Origin of the sequence: Rhizobium sp. Rhizsp42, assembly GCF_047304155.1 — a bacterium.
Taxonomy (GTDB): Bacteria; Pseudomonadota; Alphaproteobacteria; order Rhizobiales; family Rhizobiaceae; genus Rhizobium.
Genome location: NZ_JBGLYS010000002.1, coordinates 278,815 through 294,573, shown reverse-complemented (window position 1 = coordinate 294,573; position 15,759 = coordinate 278,815). Strand labels below are relative to the sequence as shown.

The 15,759-nt window shown below is 61.4% G+C and carries 14 protein-coding genes; 11 read left to right on the top strand and 3 right to left on the bottom strand.

What is annotated here, in order from left to right; translation table 11 throughout:
- Positions 1-61: 61 nt before the first annotated feature.
- The 5 genes from panC to ACCD05_RS04035 all read left to right on the top strand — a co-directional run bounded on the left by panC (position 62) and on the right by ACCD05_RS04035 (position 7,305).
- Positions 62-931: a pantoate--beta-alanine ligase gene (gene panC, locus ACCD05_RS04055; protein ID WP_112436570.1), complete on the top strand. Its 870-nt coding sequence runs from the start codon at positions 62-64 to the stop codon at positions 929-931.
- On the top strand, positions 931-1,752 hold the full coding sequence (gene panB / locus ACCD05_RS04050) for a 3-methyl-2-oxobutanoate hydroxymethyltransferase (RefSeq protein ID WP_112436569.1): 822 nt from the start codon (positions 931-933) through the stop codon (positions 1,750-1,752). Before panC ends, panB begins: the two co-directional genes overlap by 1 nt.
- A gap of 320 nt (positions 1,753-2,072) precedes the next feature.
- Positions 2,073-3,146 (top strand): efflux RND transporter periplasmic adaptor subunit, encoded by a 1,074-nt coding sequence (locus ACCD05_RS04045; protein WP_112436568.1) that lies wholly within the window; start codon positions 2,073-2,075, stop codon positions 3,144-3,146.
- The gene (locus ACCD05_RS04040) at positions 3,146-4,222 is read left to right on the top strand and encodes an efflux RND transporter periplasmic adaptor subunit (protein WP_112436567.1); all 1,077 of its coding nucleotides are present in this window, start codon (positions 3,146-3,148) and stop codon (positions 4,220-4,222) included. Before ACCD05_RS04045 ends, ACCD05_RS04040 begins: the two co-directional genes overlap by 1 nt.
- On the top strand, positions 4,219-7,305 hold the full coding sequence (locus ACCD05_RS04035) for an efflux RND transporter permease subunit (protein ID WP_112436566.1): 3,087 nt from the start codon (positions 4,219-4,221) through the stop codon (positions 7,303-7,305). Before ACCD05_RS04040 ends, ACCD05_RS04035 begins: the two co-directional genes overlap by 4 nt.
- Here ACCD05_RS04035 and ACCD05_RS04030 read toward each other — a convergent pair whose 3' ends face one another.
- Both ACCD05_RS04030 and ACCD05_RS04025 read right to left on the bottom strand, forming a co-directional pair.
- Positions 7,306-8,514, bottom strand: coding sequence for a TIGR03862 family flavoprotein (locus tag ACCD05_RS04030; RefSeq protein ID WP_112436565.1), 1,209 nt, complete (start codon positions 8,512-8,514; stop codon positions 7,306-7,308). It abuts the gene before it with no gap.
- 142 nt (positions 8,515-8,656) lie between these two features.
- Positions 8,657-8,860: a DUF2735 domain-containing protein gene (locus ACCD05_RS04025; protein ID WP_112436564.1), complete on the bottom strand. Its 204-nt coding sequence runs from the start codon at positions 8,858-8,860 to the stop codon at positions 8,657-8,659.
- A gap of 481 nt (positions 8,861-9,341) precedes the next feature.
- Between ACCD05_RS04025 and ACCD05_RS04020 the strand changes: the two genes are divergently transcribed.
- From ACCD05_RS04020 to ACCD05_RS03995, 6 genes are all read left to right on the top strand, one after another.
- On the top strand, positions 9,342-10,382 hold the full coding sequence (locus tag ACCD05_RS04020) for a glutamine synthetase beta-grasp domain-containing protein (protein WP_111560694.1): 1,041 nt from the start codon (positions 9,342-9,344) through the stop codon (positions 10,380-10,382).
- A 260-nt stretch (positions 10,383-10,642) separates the two neighbouring features.
- The gene (locus ACCD05_RS04015; RefSeq protein WP_413391240.1) at positions 10,643-12,592 is read left to right on the top strand and encodes a BTAD domain-containing putative transcriptional regulator; all 1,950 of its coding nucleotides are present in this window, start codon (positions 10,643-10,645) and stop codon (positions 12,590-12,592) included.
- A 120-nt stretch (positions 12,593-12,712) separates the two neighbouring features.
- The gene (locus tag ACCD05_RS04010; protein WP_280637067.1) at positions 12,713-12,838 is read left to right on the top strand and encodes a hypothetical protein; all 126 of its coding nucleotides are present in this window, start codon (positions 12,713-12,715) and stop codon (positions 12,836-12,838) included.
- A gap of 11 nt (positions 12,839-12,849) precedes the next feature.
- Positions 12,850-14,106 carry a YcaO-like family protein gene (locus ACCD05_RS04005; protein WP_112436562.1) on the top strand — a complete coding sequence of 419 codons (1,257 nt, stop codon included), beginning with the start codon at positions 12,850-12,852 and terminating at the stop codon, positions 14,104-14,106.
- The gene (locus ACCD05_RS04000) at positions 14,103-14,846 is read left to right on the top strand and encodes a TfuA-like protein (RefSeq protein WP_112436561.1); all 744 of its coding nucleotides are present in this window, start codon (positions 14,103-14,105) and stop codon (positions 14,844-14,846) included. The genes ACCD05_RS04005 and ACCD05_RS04000 overlap by 4 nt, the downstream gene beginning before the upstream one ends.
- A 79-nt stretch (positions 14,847-14,925) precedes the next feature.
- Positions 14,926-15,195, top strand: a complete 270-nt coding sequence (locus ACCD05_RS03995; protein ID WP_018896781.1) for a hypothetical protein — start codon at positions 14,926-14,928, stop codon at positions 15,193-15,195.
- A 24-nt stretch (positions 15,196-15,219) separates the two neighbouring features.
- On the opposite strand, the gene ACCD05_RS03990 is transcribed toward ACCD05_RS03995, so the two are convergent.
- Complete coding sequence (locus ACCD05_RS03990) at positions 15,220-15,618, bottom strand: helix-turn-helix domain-containing protein (RefSeq protein ID WP_018896782.1); 399 nt, start codon at positions 15,616-15,618, stop codon at positions 15,220-15,222.
- Positions 15,619-15,759 lie beyond the last annotated feature (141 nt).

The following is a 15,759-nucleotide window of genomic DNA, read 5'->3' as shown; positions in this document are numbered from 1 at the left end:
AGTTCTATCCGCCACCTTCTTGCGCCAGCCCCGCTGGCGGAGAGCTTCGGAGGACGGTTTCGTGCGTATTATCAAATCGATAGCGGATCTTAGGGCGTGCCTGGAGATCTATCGGCGTGAGGGCAAGAAGATAGGCCTGGTGCCGACCATGGGCTTTCTGCATGTCGGTCACATGGAGCTCGTCTCTCGCTCCAAGGCTGCAAACGACGTGACCGTGGTGTCGATTTTCGTCAATCCGCTGCAGTTCGGCGCCAACGAGGATCTGGCCCGCTATCCGCGCGATCTCGAGCGGGATTCTGCGCTTCTCAAGAATGCCGGCGTCGACTTTCTGTTCGCGCCGGAGGTGACGGACATGTGTCCGCGCCCGATGCTGACAGTTGTCGATGTGCCGGAGATTGGCCGGCAGCTTGAGGGCGAGGTCCGTCCGGGACATTTTGCCGGTGTCGCCACTGTCGTCACCAAGCTCTTCAATATCGTCCAGCCGCATGCCGCCTATTTCGGCGAGAAGGATTATCAGCAGGTGGTGCTGATCAAGCGGATGGTCGAGGATCTCGCGCAGCCGGTCGACGTGGTCGCGGTGCCTACGGTGCGCGAAGCCGATGGGCTGGCCTGCTCTTCCAGAAATGTCTACTTGAGCGAGACGGAGCGCGCCGCTGCCGTCATCGTGCCGCGGACGCTCGACGAAGCGGCCCGGCTCTATGCCGAGGGCTGCGATGATCCCGTGGAACTGGAAGCCGCATTGACCCGATTTGTCGCATCCGAACCGCTCGCGAGTGCCGAGGTTGTCGCCGTCAGGCATCCCGAAACGCTGGAACCGCTGACCTCGCTGCAATCGGCGCCGGCGCTCGTGGCGCTTTTCGTGCGGATCGGAAGCACGCGCCTGCTCGATAACCGCGTCATCGGCCTGGCGGCACAGTCGAGGGCTGCTTGATGAGCGCGCAGGGCAAGCAGAAGCGACTGACCACGGCCTCGATCCGCTCGATGAAGGGCGGTGATCGCGTCGTCTGCCTCACCGCTTATACGACACCCATCGCTCGCCTGCTGGACCCGCATTGCGATCTGCTTTTGGTTGGCGATTCCCTGGGCATGGTGCTTTACGGCATGGAGACGACGGTCGGCGTCACGCTCGACATGATGATCGCCCATGGCCGCGCCGTCATGCGCGGCGTGTCGCATGCCTGCGTGATCGTCGATCTGCCATTCGGCAGCTACCAGGAATCCAAGGAGCAGGCCTACCGAAACGCTGTCCGCATCCTGCAGGAAACGGGCTGCGACGGGGTCAAGCTCGAGGGTGGAGAGGAGATGGCCGAGACAATCGCTTTCCTGACATCGCGCGGCGTGCCAGTCTTCGCTCATGTTGGCCTGATGCCGCAGTTGGTCAACACGGCGGGCGGTTTCCGCTCGCTGGGGCATTCCGAGCAGGAGGCGACGAAGATCCGCCGCGATGCGGCGGCGGTCGCCGATGCCGGCGCCTTTGCCGTCGTCATCGAGGGAACTGTCGAGCCACTGGCGCGCGAGATCACGGCATCTCTGTCTATCCCCACTATCGGCATCGGTGCGTCGGTCGCCTGCGATGGCCAGGTGCTGGTGTCGGACGACATGCTGGGCCTGTTCAGCGATTTCAAGCCGCGCTTCGTCAAGCGCTTCGCCGAGCTGGGTCCGCTGGTGTCGCAAGCGGTGGAGACCTATGCGGAGGACGTCCGCGCCGGCCGGTTTCCGGGCGCCGAGCACACCTTCCAGCCGCGCAAGTAGTCGAGGTTTATGCCATGGGCGTGTCCCCGCGATGTTTGGTCGCGCTTTGGTAGCGAAAACCTGCGCTTAATTGCATCTTTGCGGAAGTGCGCTACACTCGATTTGCTTCAAGGCCGAGTTGCGTTCAGCTAATACCGATCGCATACCGCCTTTTCGTGAAGCAGTGACGGCATGATGTCTATACTCGCGCGTTCGCGGCGGAGATAAGATTTTTAGGAGTGATTTCATGCTGTAGCCTTAGGCCATCCGCCGACGGGTCTGCAGCGCCTTTAAGGCCTACTCAGCTTGTGTCAGTTTTGGAATTCGGGGGAACTCCTAAGATGCACATCAAGACGTTCAGCCTGCTTCTTTTATGCCTTTCGTTCGTATCCTGCCAAAGAGAGGGCGGCGAGCCCGCCGAACTGACCATTCCTGTTCGTGCCGAACCAGTCGCGCTTCAGGATTTCCGCTACAGCATCAAGCTCACCGGTGCGATCGCCGCCCATATCGAATCCAATCTCTCGTTCCGCGTAAGCGGCAAGGTGACCGAGTGGACCGCCGATGTCGGCGCGCATGTGACCGCCGGACAGGTGATCGCGCGGGTCGATCCACAGCAGCAGAAGGCCGATGTCGAGGCCGCGCAGGCCGCGCTCGTCGCCGCGCAGGCCGACGTCGAGCAGGCGACCTCGGAGTTCGAGCGGCGCAAGACGCTGCTCGCCAGCGGGTCGATCTCCAAGGAATCCTACGATCAGGCGGCAACGGCGCTTGATACATCGAAGGGTTCGCTCGATAACGCCAAGGCGCAACTCGGCACCACCAAGGATGCGCTCGGCTATACAGAGCTGAGAACGGATGCCGATGGCATCATCACTGCTCGTAACGTCGAAGTAGGGCAGGTGATGCAGGCGGCGCAGACCGCATTCACCCTGGCGCAGGACGGGCCGCGCGACGCGGTGTTTTACATCTACGAGACGCTGCTGCAGTCGAGGCCCGATACGCCGAGGATCGAGGTAGCACTCGTCAGCGATCCCAGCGTCACGGCGTTCGGCAAGGTCACCGAGATCTCGCCGACGATCGATACGTCCACCGGCACCGTGCGCGTCAAGATCACGCTTGAGGAGACGCCTGCGAGGATGACGCTGGGCGCGCCGGTGACGGGCTTTGCTCAATCGGCGCCGACGAAGATGATCATCCTGCCCTGGACGGCATTGTTTGCCATCGACGGCAAACCGGCGGTGTGGGTGATAGACCCGAAGGATGAAACCGTCAGCCTGAAGCCGGTCAAAGTCGCGACCTACGAGACCGGCCGTGTGATCATATCGGGCGGGCTTGATGTCGGCGAAATGGTCGTCACCGATGGTGGCAAGATGCTGCGACCGGGCCAGAAGGTGACGGTCGAAGGAGGGCAGAGCTGATGCGGCGGTCTTCTATCCCCAAGCTTCTTGTTATCCCGATGATCATCGCGCTCAGCGCGTGCAGCGAAGAAAAGGAGACCGCTTCCCCGATACGGCCAGTCCTGTCGAGCATCATCGAGCTCTCGAACTTGCCGACCCCGAGCTTCGCCGGAACGGTTGCGCCGAAGACGGAGACGCCGCTCGGCTTTCGCGTCGGCGGCCTGATGGTGGCGCGCGATGTGAATGCGGGCGATGTCGTGACCAAGGGCGAGCTCCTGGCGTCGCTTGAACCGACCTCGCTGGAGCTTGCAGTCAGATCGGCGCAGGCTGAGCTTGCCAATGCGCAGGCGCAGCTCGCCAATGCAAGGTCCTCCGAGGAGCGCGCCCGCGCGATTTTCCAAGGCGGAACGGCCACCAAGTCCAGCCTTGAGAGCAGCGTGCAGGCAACCCAGACCGCGCAATCGGCCGTGGTGCAGGCACAGACCGCGCTCGACAAGTCGAACGAGGATCTTTCCTACGCGCAGCTTCTCGCGACCTTCGACGGGGTCGTAACCGCCACCTCCGTCGAGGTGGGGCAGGTGGTATCGGCCGGCGAATCCGTGCTGACGGTCGCCATGCCAGGTGAGCGTGATGCGGTCATCGACATTCCCGAGGGCGAACTGATCCCCGCGATAGGGGATGCCTATTCCATCCTGCTGCAGATCAATCCGTCGATCACATCGGCGGGTGTCGTGCGCGAGGTGGCGCCGGCCGCCGATGCCGCGACCCGCACGCGCCGCGTCAAGATCGCGCTGCATAACCCGCCCGACGCCTTCAGGATAGGAACAACGATCACGGCGATCCGGCAGGCCCGCGATATCAAAAAGCTGTTCCTGCCGGCTTCGGCCGTCCTCAATCAGGACGGCAAGACGCTGGTGTGGATCGTGGATGAGAAGGCCGAAACCGTTCGATCGCAGGAGGTGAAGCTGCGCGACAAGACGTCGGCGCATCCCGAGGTCGTCTCGGGTCTGGAGCCGGGGACGCGCGTCGTCATCGCCGGCGTCCATAGCCTGAAAGAGGGGCAGAAGATCAAGGTCGAGGGTGGGGCGCGCTCATGAACAAGTTCAACCTCTCCGACTGGGCGCTCGAACACCGGTCGATGATCTGGTACTTCATGATCGTCTTCGCGCTGCTGGGGATTTTCTCCTACATGAACCTCGGGCGCGAGGAAGACCCGAACTTCACCATCAAGACGATGACGATCTCCACGCAGTGGCCCGGCGCGTCCGCCGAGGAGACCACGCGGCAGGTCACCGAACGGATCGAGCGCAAGCTCGAGGAGCTGGATTCGCTCGACTACACCAACTCGCTGACGATCGCGGGCCAGACGACGGTTTTCGTCTATCTCAAGGACTCCACCAAGGCGCGCGATGTGCCGGGCATCTGGGTCGACGTTCGCAACATGATCAGCGATATCGAGGGGCAATTTCCCTCGGGCGTGCAAGCGCCGACCTTCAACGATCGCTTTGGCGACGTCTTTGGCAACATCTACGCCTTCACTGCCGATGGGTTCACGCAGCGCCAGCTGCGGGATTATGTCGAGAGCGTGCGCCGCAGCATCCTGACCGTTCCGAATGTCGGGAAGGTCGATCTGGTCGGCGCCCAGGACGAGGTGATTTTCCTCGAATTCTCGACGCGCCAGCTCGCCGCGCTTGGCATCAGCCAGGCGGATGTGCTCAACACGCTGCAATCGCAGAACGCGATCACGCCATCGGGCGTGCTGCAGGCGCAGGGCGAACGCGTCAGCCTGCGTGTCAGCGGCCAGTTCACCTCGGAAGACAGCCTGCGCAGCGTCAATCTGCAGGTGAACAACCGCTTCTTCCGGCTGAGTGATATCGCGACCATCACGCGCGGCTACACCGATCCACCCACCGCGCTCTTTCGGGTCAACGGCATGCCGGCAATCGCACTCGCCATCGGCATGAAGCAGGGCGCCAATCTGCTCGAGTTCGGCAAGGCGCTGCAGACCGAATTGCGCAAGGTGCATGCCACGCTGCCGATCGGCATCGAACCGCATCTCGTGGCCGACCAGCCCGTCATCGTCGAGGAGGCAGTGTCGGGGTTCACGCGGGCGCTGGCGGAAGCGATCATCATCGTGCTCCTGGTGAGTTTCGTCAGTCTCGGCTGGCGTGCGGGGCTGGTCGTCGCCTTTGCGATCCCGCTGACCTTGGCGATCACCTTTGTCTTCATGGAATATGACGGCATCTCACTACAGCGCATCTCGCTTGGCGCGCTGATCATCGCGCTCGGCTTGCTTGTCGATGACGCCATGATCGCCGTGGAAATGATGGTCGCGCGGCTGGAGGCCGGCGATCCGATCACCAAGGCTGCGACCTACGTCTATTCGCATACGGCCTTCCCAATGTTGACGGGAACCCTGGTGACCGTCTCGAGCTTCATGCCTGTCGGCCTCAACAACAGCGCGGCCGGCGAGTTCACCTTCTCGCTCTTTGTGGTCATCGCGGTGTCGCTGGTCGTGTCGTGGATCGTGGCGGTGGTGTTCGCGCCCTTGCTCGGGGTGACGATCCTGCCCAAGACGATGAAGCGGCATGAGGAGAAGAGCGGCTGGTTCGCAAACGGCTTCGCGAAAATCCTCGATGTCTGCATGCGGTTCCGCTGGATCACCATCGCGCTGACGGTGATCGCCTTTGCCTGCGCGGTTTACGGCATGCGCTTCGTCCAGGAACAGTTCTTTCCGTCGTCCGACCGACTGGAGTTGATCGTCGATTTCGCGCTGCCCAACAACGCCTCGATCAGCGAAACCGACAAGCAGATGGCGCAGTTCGAGAAGGAGAAGCTGCAGGGCAATCCCGATATCGAGCGCTGGTCCACCTATGTCGGGCAGGGCGCGCAACGCTTCGTTCTGTCTTTCGACGTGCAGCCGGCGAGCCCGTCTTTCGGCCAGGTGGTGATCATCACCAAGAGCCTTGAAGTGCGCGACAAGCTTCGCGTGGATCTTCAAGAATATCTTACCAAGACCTTCGTCGGCACCGATGCCTATGTGAAGCTGCTCGACATCGGCCCGCCCGTCGGCCGCCCGGTTGCCTATCGTCTCAGCGGTCCTGACATCGAACAGGTCCGCCAGCGCGCGCTGGAACTCGGCGCGGTCATGAGTCAGAACCGGTCGCTTGGCGATGTGGTTTACGACTGGAACGAGCCGCAGCGTGTCGTGAAGGTCGATGTTCTCCAGGACAAGGCACGCCAGCTCGGCGTCACCTCGGAGGATATCGCGTCGGCGTTGAACGGCATCGTTGGTGGTGCGTCGGTGACGCAGGTGCGCGACGACATCTACCTGATCACCGTCCTGGCGCGCGCCCAGGCATCCGAGCGGCGGTCGATCGAGACCCTGCGCGACCTGCAGCTGCGCACCAGCAATGGCAACTCCGTTCCCTTGGCGGCGATCGCGAATTTCCGCTACGAGACCGAGCCGCCACGAATCTGGCGCCGCGACCGCCTGCCGACCGTCACCCTCAAGGCCGCCGTCATCGACAACAAGCAGCCGGCGACGGTTGTCGATCAGCTGGCCAAGGATATCGATGCCTACACCGCGCAGCTGCCAACGGGCTTTACGGTCGAGGTGGGCGGCAGCGTGGAACAGAGCGCCAAGAGCCAGGCGCCGATCGCCGCCGTGGTGCCGATGATGCTGTTTACGATGGCGACGATCCTGATGATCCAGCTTCAGAGCTTCTCTCGGCTGTTTCTAGTCTTCGCGGTCGCGCCTCTGGCGCTGATCGGCGTCGTGATCGCGCTATTGTCGAGCGGCGCGCCGATGGGCTTCGTGGCGATCCTCGGCATCCTCGCCCTGATCGGCATCCTGATCCGCAACTCGGTGATCCTTGTCGTGCAGGTGGAGGAACTCAGGCGAGAGGGGCATCATCCCTGGGATGCGGTGCGGGAGGCGACGCAGCATCGAATGCGTCCGATCCTGCTGACGGCGGCGGCGGCGAGCCTTGCGCTCATCCCGATTTCACGCGAGGTGTTCTGGGGGCCGATGGCCTACGCCATGATGGGCGGCATCATCGTCGGCACGGTGCTGACGCTGCTCTTTCTGCCCGCGCTTTATCTCGCCTGGTTCCGGATCAAGCGGCCGGACGGGGATGAGCATGTTGCGGAAAAAGAAGTGACTGGAAGCGCGGGTTGATCAGGCCCGCAGCCAGTCTGCAATGCCGCGCGCGGCGGCGCGACCGGTGGCGAAGCACGCGGTGAGCAGATAGCCACCCGTTGGGGCTTCCCAATCGATCATCTCACCGGCGACGAACAGGCCGGGGCGCTGCTTCAGCATGTAGTGCTCGTCGATCTCGTCCCATGCGACGCCGCCCGCCGATGAAATGGCTTCAGTGATCGGGCGCGGGGCGACGACGTGGATCGGCAACGCCTTGATCAGCCGCGCCAGCCGAGCGGGGTCACGCAGATCGGCGTCATCACCGCACTCGCGAACGAGGTTTGCCTTGACGCCATCAAGGCCGGCGCCTTTGCGCAGCCGGTTGGCGAAGCTCGTCTTGGCGTCCTGCTTCGCAAGATCGCGTTCGAGCCGCTCCAGCGCACGCCCGGGCATAAGGTCGACGATGAGCTCGGCAGGCTGTCCAGATGCCAGCGCGTCTCGCAATGCGGCTGCATGGGCGTAAATCAGGCTTCCCTCTATGCCGTGCTGGGTAACGACAAACTCGCCCTGTGTCGATCCCGCCGGCGAGGTCGCCACCACGGACTTGACCGCAGCGCCGGCGAAGCGCTCGCGAAACACCGCGCTCCAGTCGACATCGAAGCCGCAATTGGCCGGTTGGAAATCGTGAACCGGAACGGCCTCATTTCGCAACCAATTGACCCAGCGACCGTCCGAGCCAAGCCGCGGCCAGCTCTGGCCGCCGAGTGCGAGCAGGGTGGCATCGGGCTGCACGACGAGGTCGCCTTCGGGCGTCTGGAACAGATAGCCACCGTCGGAAAAGCCCTGCCAGCGGTGCCGGGTCCGGATTGTAACCCCCTGCGCGTCCAGCCGCCTGATCCACGCGCGCAACAAAGGCGATGCCTTCATCGCCACGGGAAAGACGCGTCCGGAGGTCCCGACGAAGGTCTCGGTCTCCAGATCGGCGGCCCATTGCCTGATATCGTCAGGGCAAAAGGCGTCGAGCGCGTCGCGCAGGCGCCCGTTGGCGGTGCCGAAGCGCGTCGCAAAGCGTTGATAGTCTTCCGAATGAGTGATGTTGAGACCGGATTTTCCGGCAAGCAGAAACTTGCGCGCGACCGTCGGCATAGCCTCGTAGACCGTGACCCTATGCCCGGCTGAAGACAAAATCTCTGCCGCCATAAGCCCCGCCGGCCCGCCGCCGATGATGGCTACCTCTTTGTTCGACATACATACGCCCGCAATTAAATTCGCAGGCCCGTCATGACGCGTACGCTCAATATACGCAACCCCGCCAAGGCGGAGCCGCGTGCAATCACGTTAGATGCCGATGCAAACAGCGCGCACCAAGCCTCGTCGACAAAAAAAGGCGTCAGTCCACAAAACGCGGGATAAAGCGCGGCTGGGCTGAGGCTTCTTCCTCTTTTATGGCGTCTTCGTGGTACCAGCAGCTGTCGTAGACGCAGGGTTCCAGATCTTTTTCCAGGTCAACCTTCTGACGAAGCGCCGATGAAGCGAAGCGCTTCGTCGGGAAAGCGTAAATCGTTGCCGACTCGTGATGCACACCAGTAACCATGTCATGCCTCCAAATTGAGTCCGCCCTAAAGCGTTAAGAGGGACAATAACACAGTTGCACAGAGAATGCGCTATTTGATTGAAAAAAGTGCAACAAATGTTTGAATCGTGGGCAATCGCGATTTGAACAGCTTTATATCAGAAATTTACAGAATACATAAAATATGCAATTGCACAATAAATGATCATTTTGGCCGCTGTGCGGAAAAAATCGACCGCCGTCTTATTCATCTTTTTCCAGCGGAGTGTTCGATCAATAGGCAGCGTAACCGCTTGAGTCCACTGGCACTTCAGTGCCTGCTGCGATTGATGAGTGCCTGCCTGAACAGCACTTTAAAGGCGCCCTTCCGCGTGGTCATTTCACCCCTCGTCGCGAACTGGCACGCTACATGCATACTCTTTGGCATCCCTCCACGGGCAAGGCAGCCTCGGCTTCCGCGTCCTTGGGACCTGCTGACACCTTTGTTTTGAGAGACTCGCAAATGACCAAGTATAAGCTCGAGTACATCTGGCTCGATGGATACACCCCGGTACCGAACCTTCGTGGCAAGACGCAGGTCAAGGAATTTGCAGAATTCCCGACGCTCGAGCAGCTGCCGCTCTGGGGCTTCGATGGCTCCTCCACGATGCAGGCCGAAGGCCGCAGTTCCGATTGCGTGCTGAAGCCCGTCGCCGTTTATCCGGACCCGGCTCGTACCAACGGCGTACTCGTCATGTGCGAAGTCATGATGCCTGATGGCGTTACCCCGCATGCTTCCAACGCCCGCGCAACCATCCTCGACGACGAAGATGCATGGTTCGGCTTCGAGCAGGAATACTTCTTCTACGAAAACGGCCGTCCGCTCGGCTTCCCGGAGCAGGGCTACCCGGCTCCGCAGGGTCCTTATTACACCGGCGTTGGCTACTCGAATGTTGGCTCGATCGCACGCGAAATCGTCGAAGAGCATCTCGACCTTTGCCTCGCTGCCGGCATCAACCACGAAGGCATCAACGCCGAAGTGGCCAAGGGCCAGTGGGAATTCCAGATTTTCGGCAAGGGCTCGAAGCGCGCCGCCGACCAGATCTGGATGGCACGCTACCTGCTGCAGCGCCTGACTGAAAAGTACGGCATCGACATCGAATATCATTGCAAGCCGCTCGGCGACACCGACTGGAACGGTTCGGGCATGCATTGCAACTTCTCGACCAAGTTCATGCGCGAAGTTGGCGGCAAGGCCTACTTCGAAGCTCTGATGGCCCAGTTCGACAAGAACCTGGAAGCTCATATCGCTGTCTACGGTCCTGACAACGACAAGCGTCTGACCGGCAAGCACGAAACTGCTCCGTGGAACAAGTTCTCCTACGGCGTTGCCGACCGTGGCGCTTCGATCCGCGTTCCGCACTCCTTCGTAAAGAACGACTACAAGGGTTACCTGGAAGACCGCCGCCCGAACTCGCAGGGTTGCCCTTACCAGATCGCTTCCCAGGTTCTGAAGACGATCTCGGAAGTTCCGACGGCTGGTTTCGCTTCGGCTGCTGCTTAAGCCAAATCCTGATTGATTGTGATGGCGCTGGTCGAAAGACCGGCGCCATTTCTTTTGGATCACGGCTGATGTGCCTCGCATTGGCACGGTGAGCGACGATGGTCGCGATTTCTTCCCGCCGATCCCGATTTTTCTAAACCCTGTTTGAGATCGCCATCGTCTAACGGTTGAAAAACTCAACCGAACGGCCGCATTCCTTTTGCGTTATAGTCTCTTTTCACTATACTTGTGTTGGATCATCCAAACGCGAGTTACCCTTGGTGTCAGTGGCTAAGCACAGCCTCCTGCTTCGCTTGCTCGGAAAGCCCGCGCTTTTCGCCAATGACGGCGAAATCGTGCTTCCGGAAAAAGCCTATCCGCTCCTGGCCTTCGTGGCTGCGTCGTCGCAGTTCTCGATGGAGCGCGAGACGTTGCGGGGCATGCTCTGGCAGTCCGATGTGTCGAAACAGCGCGCCGGCAGCCTTCGGCAGCTCCTTGCCCGCATCGATCGCAGCGTGCCGGAAGGGCTTCCCCGCCTGATCACCGCCACCAACACTCATATCATGCTAAACGCCGAGCACTGGGCGACCGATGTCCTGCTCCTGCGAGACGCCACGCATCCGCTGGCGCGAACCGATTGGGCCTTACTTCAGGGCGAGCTGCTTGAGGGTTTCCGCGCGCCAACGATGGAAGCGGACGAGTGGGTCACGATCGAGCGCCGCCGCGTCGCCGAATGCCGCGACGCGCATCTGATGACGCTGCTTGATTCGCCCGAAAAGCTGACACTCGCCGATACCGTATTGCTGGCCGGGCTGCTTGTGGCCACGGATCCGGCGAACGAGGCGGCCTGCCGCGCGCTGATGAAGGCGCATGCGACGGCGGGCGATCTTGGCTCGGCGCGGCAAGCCTATTTCCGCTGCCGCAACGAATTGAAGGCTGAGTATGGCGCCGAGCCGGATGCGGCAACCCAGGCGCTCGCGCTGGAGCTCGGCATCATTGCACCGGCGGCACCTGCCGTGTCGGAAGCCGCCGCCGTTAGGCCCGCGACCGCCGACCCGGTTGGCCAGCCGCGCGTGCTCATTCTTCCACCGGAAACGATGCTATCAGAGCCGCTGCTGCAGCGTGTCGGCAGAGCTTTGCTCGAGGATGTCACGATCGGCCTCAGCCAGCAGCGTGGCTTCAAGGTCATTGCGGCGCATACGAGCGTCGAGATTCTAAACCGCAGCCTCGCCAGCGGCGAACTGCAGCCCATGCCGCCGGAATTGCGTTTCGATTACACCGTCTATGTGACGATCCACGGCCGCGAGGACGAGATCTACGCGACCTGCAGGCTGACCAAGACATCGACCGCCGAAGTGCTGTGGGCGATCGACCTGCCGCTTGCCATGCAGAAGGTCAACCAGTCCTTCGGCCAATTGGCGCGGCGCATCGTCATGACGCTTGCCGATACGATCGAGCGGCGCGAGCTGACGGATATGATGCACGATGTCTCGCCCTCGGCCTATCGGCTCTATCTCGAGGGCAAGCGGCTCGTATCGAAGACCGATCTGCAGCACCTCCGGCAGGCGCGCAAATGGTTCAAGTCGGCGCTATCGAGACATGACCGCTTCTCCTCCGCCCATGCCGGAATGGCTCGCGTGTTGGGCATGGAATGGCTCGTTCGCGGCATGAAGGACACGGCACTTCTGGAAGAGGCCGATCGGTCGGCATGGCAGGCGCGCGACAGCGATCCGAACAGCGGAAGAGCCATGCGCGAGCTTGGCTTCGTCGCGCTCTATCGCCGCCGCTTTGCCGATAGCCTCGATTTCTTCGCCGAAGCGCAGATGCTCAATCCGAACGACGCGGATATTCTGGCCGATCATGCGGATGCGCTTCTGCATGACGGGCAAAGCGACAGGGCGCTGGAACTCAGCCACGCCGCGTTGAAGCTCAATCCGCTGCCGCCGGATTATTACTACTGGAACCTGGGCGGCATTCATTTCGTCCAGGAGAATTACGCCAAGGCGATCGAGGTGCTCGACCGCGTCAAGGACCGGCCGGCGACCTCGCGTCTGCTCGCTGCAGCCCATGCCAAAAACGGCGACAAGGCCACCGCAGCGCATTATGCCTCGGTTGTCCTCGAGAATTTTCCGGATTTTCGCACGGAAGATGTCTGGCGTTTCGTGCCGGATCGCAACCCTGACGATACTCGCCAGCTGATAGACGGACTCAGGATGGCTGGCCTGTCCTGAAGTGCTACACATGGCGATTTTGGCCGTTAATTAGCGAAATTTCCAGTCACACCGGAATAACGCCGGCCGTTCACAGTCTCTCCTGTTCGCAGCAAATGCTGCCACCAAAAGGAGAAAACAATGACCAACGCAATCAAGTCCACCGTTCGCCTTTCCGCTGCTGCCCAGGCCGTCCTGAAGCAGAACGCCGTTCAGCTCGACACCAACGCGACCGCGAACATCGTTCACGCTCTGAAGTTCCGTTGAGGTTTTTGCGAATGTCTGTTCAGGCAGCACTCACGGATCTGGCTGGGGATCTAAGTCTTTCCGCGGCGGGCGTCAGTGCCTACCACGACCGCTCCCTGACGCCTGGACAGACATTCGCGGCGATCAAGCCGCACTTTGCCGAGCTTGGAATAACGCGCGTCGGCTTGTTGACGGCGCTCGATCTTCTTGAAATCCCGGTCGCCTTCGCGACTCGCCCGAACAGCTACACGCTGTCAGTCTTCCAGGGGAAAGGCATCGACGAGGAAGCCGCGATGACCTCGGCTGCCATGGAAGCGGTCGAAACCCGGGTTGCCGAAATGCAGCCGGATGATCTGGTCATCGCCACGCTCGCCGGCATGAAGGCCGAGCGGGCGCCGCTGATCGATCTCGATTCCGTCGCGCGCTGCGTGCCGTCGGACATTGATACTGGCCCGCTCGCCTGGAGCGAAGGCCTCGACATCATGAACGACAGGCCGGTTTTCGTGCCGTGGTCGCTTGTCGGCCTCGACCATCGTGGCACGCGCCCTTCTGGCTTCGAGCAGTCCAGCGACGGCCTGGCATCGGGCAATCGTCCTGCCGAAGCCGTGCTACACGGCCTGTGCGAACTGGTCGAGCGCGACGCATGGGCGCTGACGCAGCTTCGCCCCTTCGATGAACTGCGCGGTTCGCGCATCGATCCGGCCGGGTTCGGCGATTCCGTCATCGACATCATTACCGACCGCATCGCCCGCGCCGGCATGCGGCTTTTGCTTCTCGACATGACGACCGATATCGGCGTGCCGAGCTTCCTTGCCGTCATCGTTCCCGGCGACCTCGGCGACCGCGTGGATGCGCGCTGGACGAATGTCTGTGGCGGCTGCGGTTGCCATCCGGATCCTGTCCGCGCGGCGCTGCGCGCCATCACCGAGGCAGCGCAGAGCCGGTTGACGGCGATTGCCGGCAGCCGTGACGACTTCACGCCGCGCGTCTACCAGCGCCTTGATGGCGACGGACCGATGCAACAGCTGATCGAGCTCTGCGACGAGACGCCGGTGGCGCCGCGCTTTGCCGAGCCTGCCAAGCGCAGCATCCAGCAGACCATCCGTCACATTCTGGATCGGCTGCGTGCGCGGGGTATCGAACAGGTCGTGGCCGTGCCGATCCCGCATCCGCGCCTTCCGGTCTCCGTCGTTCGCGTCATCGTGCCCGGTCTCGAGGTCGATGTCAGCGGCGAATTCATTCAACTTGGCTTGCGCGCGATCGGCGCCATGCAGGGAGCCCAGGCATGAGAGTAATTTTCGCAGGACCAAGCTTCGGCCGGGATCTCGACAGGCTTCAGGCGGAGCATCCGTCGATCGAGTTTCGCGGGCCAGCCGCGCGAGGCGATATCCTGCAGGCGGTGCGCGATGGCGCCCGCGCCATTGGCATCGTTGATGGCTATTTCGGCGAGATGCCGTCCGTCTGGCACAAGGAAATCCTCTTCGCGCTTGAGCAAAACGTTGTCGTCGCCGGCGGCGCCAGCATGGGCGCGCTCAGAGCCGCCGAGTGCTCGGCGTTCGGCATGGTGGGCATCGGCTCGATCTATGACGATTACGCTGACGGCCGGCTCATCGACGATGAGGCCGTTGCGCTGGTTCACGCACCGGCAGAGCTGGGCTGGCTGCCGCTCTCCGTTCCGTGGGTCGATTATCAGCCGACCATCGACGCGCTGAACAGGCAAGGCCTGTTCTTGTCGGGGGAATACAAGAAGCTTCTTCTGTCGGGCCGCGCGCTGCATTTCTCCGAGCGGACCTATCCGAAGGCGGTGGAACGCTGCGCTTTCGAAAACGCCGCGCGCGCCAAGGAAATCGTGAAATTGATTCGCGCGAACAAGATCGAGCGCAAACGCGCCGATGCCGATATGGTTCTGGATTACCTCGAAAGCGTGAAATTCACCGCTGGAAAGCGCAGCTGGGGCTTCGCGGCAACGTCACACTGGGAGTTGCTGCATGCGGAAATCAGCACCCCGGTAACGCCTGTAACGCTCTAATAACGCCACGCCTGAATGATGGAAGCACTGGAGCCCCAAAGTGGTGTTTGGGGCATCTCAGAGAGGCGGAGCGGACGAGATGAACATTCAGACGATGGACGAGGGAAGCGGAAGCGAATACGCGAGGATTTTCCGCTTGCTGTCGGCCGCGAAGGACGAAGCGCAGAAGCTCAAGTTGAACAACCTGACGCATCTGACAAACATGGCTCTGCTGCAGGTCGTCATCGATTGGGATGGAATCGACCCGGAGCGTGAGCTGGACGTGAATCTGGAAAAGCTGATCGGTACCAAGACGAAAGTGGCAATGAAAGACGCACGAGAAAACCTCGTCGTCCTGGAACGCCACTAATCGCTATGGTATCCGCGAAGCCGCTTACTCGGCGGCTTCGCTTTCGATCTGCTCCATGCCGGCAATCGCCTGCACCAGCTTGACGATCTTCTTGCGAACCTGCTCGTTCTTGATCGACAGGAAGGCAGCGTTCAGGAGCACGCCGTCGCGCGATACGACGAATTCGTCGCTCGGGGTAGGATTGTCGTTGGCGTTGGCCGAAATGTCTTCGAAGAATGAGCGGACGTCGACATCGAGCGCACCGGCGATTTCAACGAGCATGCTTGCCGAAACGCGGTTCGAGCCCTTCTCGTATTTCTGAATCTGCTGGAAGGTGACGCCGACGCGATCACCCAGTTCGGTCTGCGAAACCTTGCGCATCAGGCGCTTGATGCGGATCGTCTTGCCTACGTGGACGTCGACGGTATGCGGAGCTTCTTTCATGGCCTTATCCTTCTAACGCCAGTGCGGCGTGCTTATTATTCCCTGCGGCAACCTTACCAAGATATTTGAACGGATCAATTGTGCCGCCCATTTTTATTCCCGCCAACTCATGTGCCTGAAGACCCTGACTTTCAACTGAAA

Bases quoted from the DNA above. Each gene is read 5' to 3' on its own strand.
- panB (WP_112436569.1), top strand. From the start codon at position 931: ATGAGCGCGCAGGGCAAGCAGAAGCGACTGACCACGGCCTCGATCCGC.
- ACCD05_RS04045 (WP_112436568.1), top strand. From the start codon at position 2,073: ATGCACATCAAGACGTTCAGCCTGCTTCTTTTATGCCTTTCGTTCGTA.
- ACCD05_RS04040 (WP_112436567.1), top strand. From the start codon at position 3,146: ATGCGGCGGTCTTCTATCCCCAAGCTTCTTGTTATCCCGATGATCATC.
- ACCD05_RS04035 (WP_112436566.1), top strand. From the start codon at position 4,219: ATGAACAAGTTCAACCTCTCCGACTGGGCGCTCGAACACCGGTCGATG.
- ACCD05_RS04030 (WP_112436565.1), bottom strand. From the start codon at position 8,514: ATGTCGAACAAAGAGGTAGCCATCATCGGCGGCGGGCCGGCGGGGCTT.
- ACCD05_RS04025 (WP_112436564.1), bottom strand. From the start codon at position 8,860: ATGGTTACTGGTGTGCATCACGAGTCGGCAACGATTTACGCTTTCCCG.
- ACCD05_RS04020 (WP_111560694.1), top strand. From the start codon at position 9,342: ATGACCAAGTATAAGCTCGAGTACATCTGGCTCGATGGATACACCCCG.
- ACCD05_RS04010 (WP_280637067.1), top strand. From the start codon at position 12,713: ATGACCAACGCAATCAAGTCCACCGTTCGCCTTTCCGCTGCTGCCCAG.
- ACCD05_RS04005 (WP_112436562.1), top strand. From the start codon at position 12,850: ATGTCTGTTCAGGCAGCACTCACGGATCTGGCTGGGGATCTAAGTCTT.
- ACCD05_RS04000 (WP_112436561.1), top strand. From the start codon at position 14,103: ATGAGAGTAATTTTCGCAGGACCAAGCTTCGGCCGGGATCTCGACAGG.
- ACCD05_RS03995 (WP_018896781.1), top strand. From the start codon at position 14,926: ATGAACATTCAGACGATGGACGAGGGAAGCGGAAGCGAATACGCGAGG.
- ACCD05_RS03990 (WP_018896782.1), bottom strand. From the start codon at position 15,618: ATGAAAGAAGCTCCGCATACCGTCGACGTCCACGTAGGCAAGACGATC.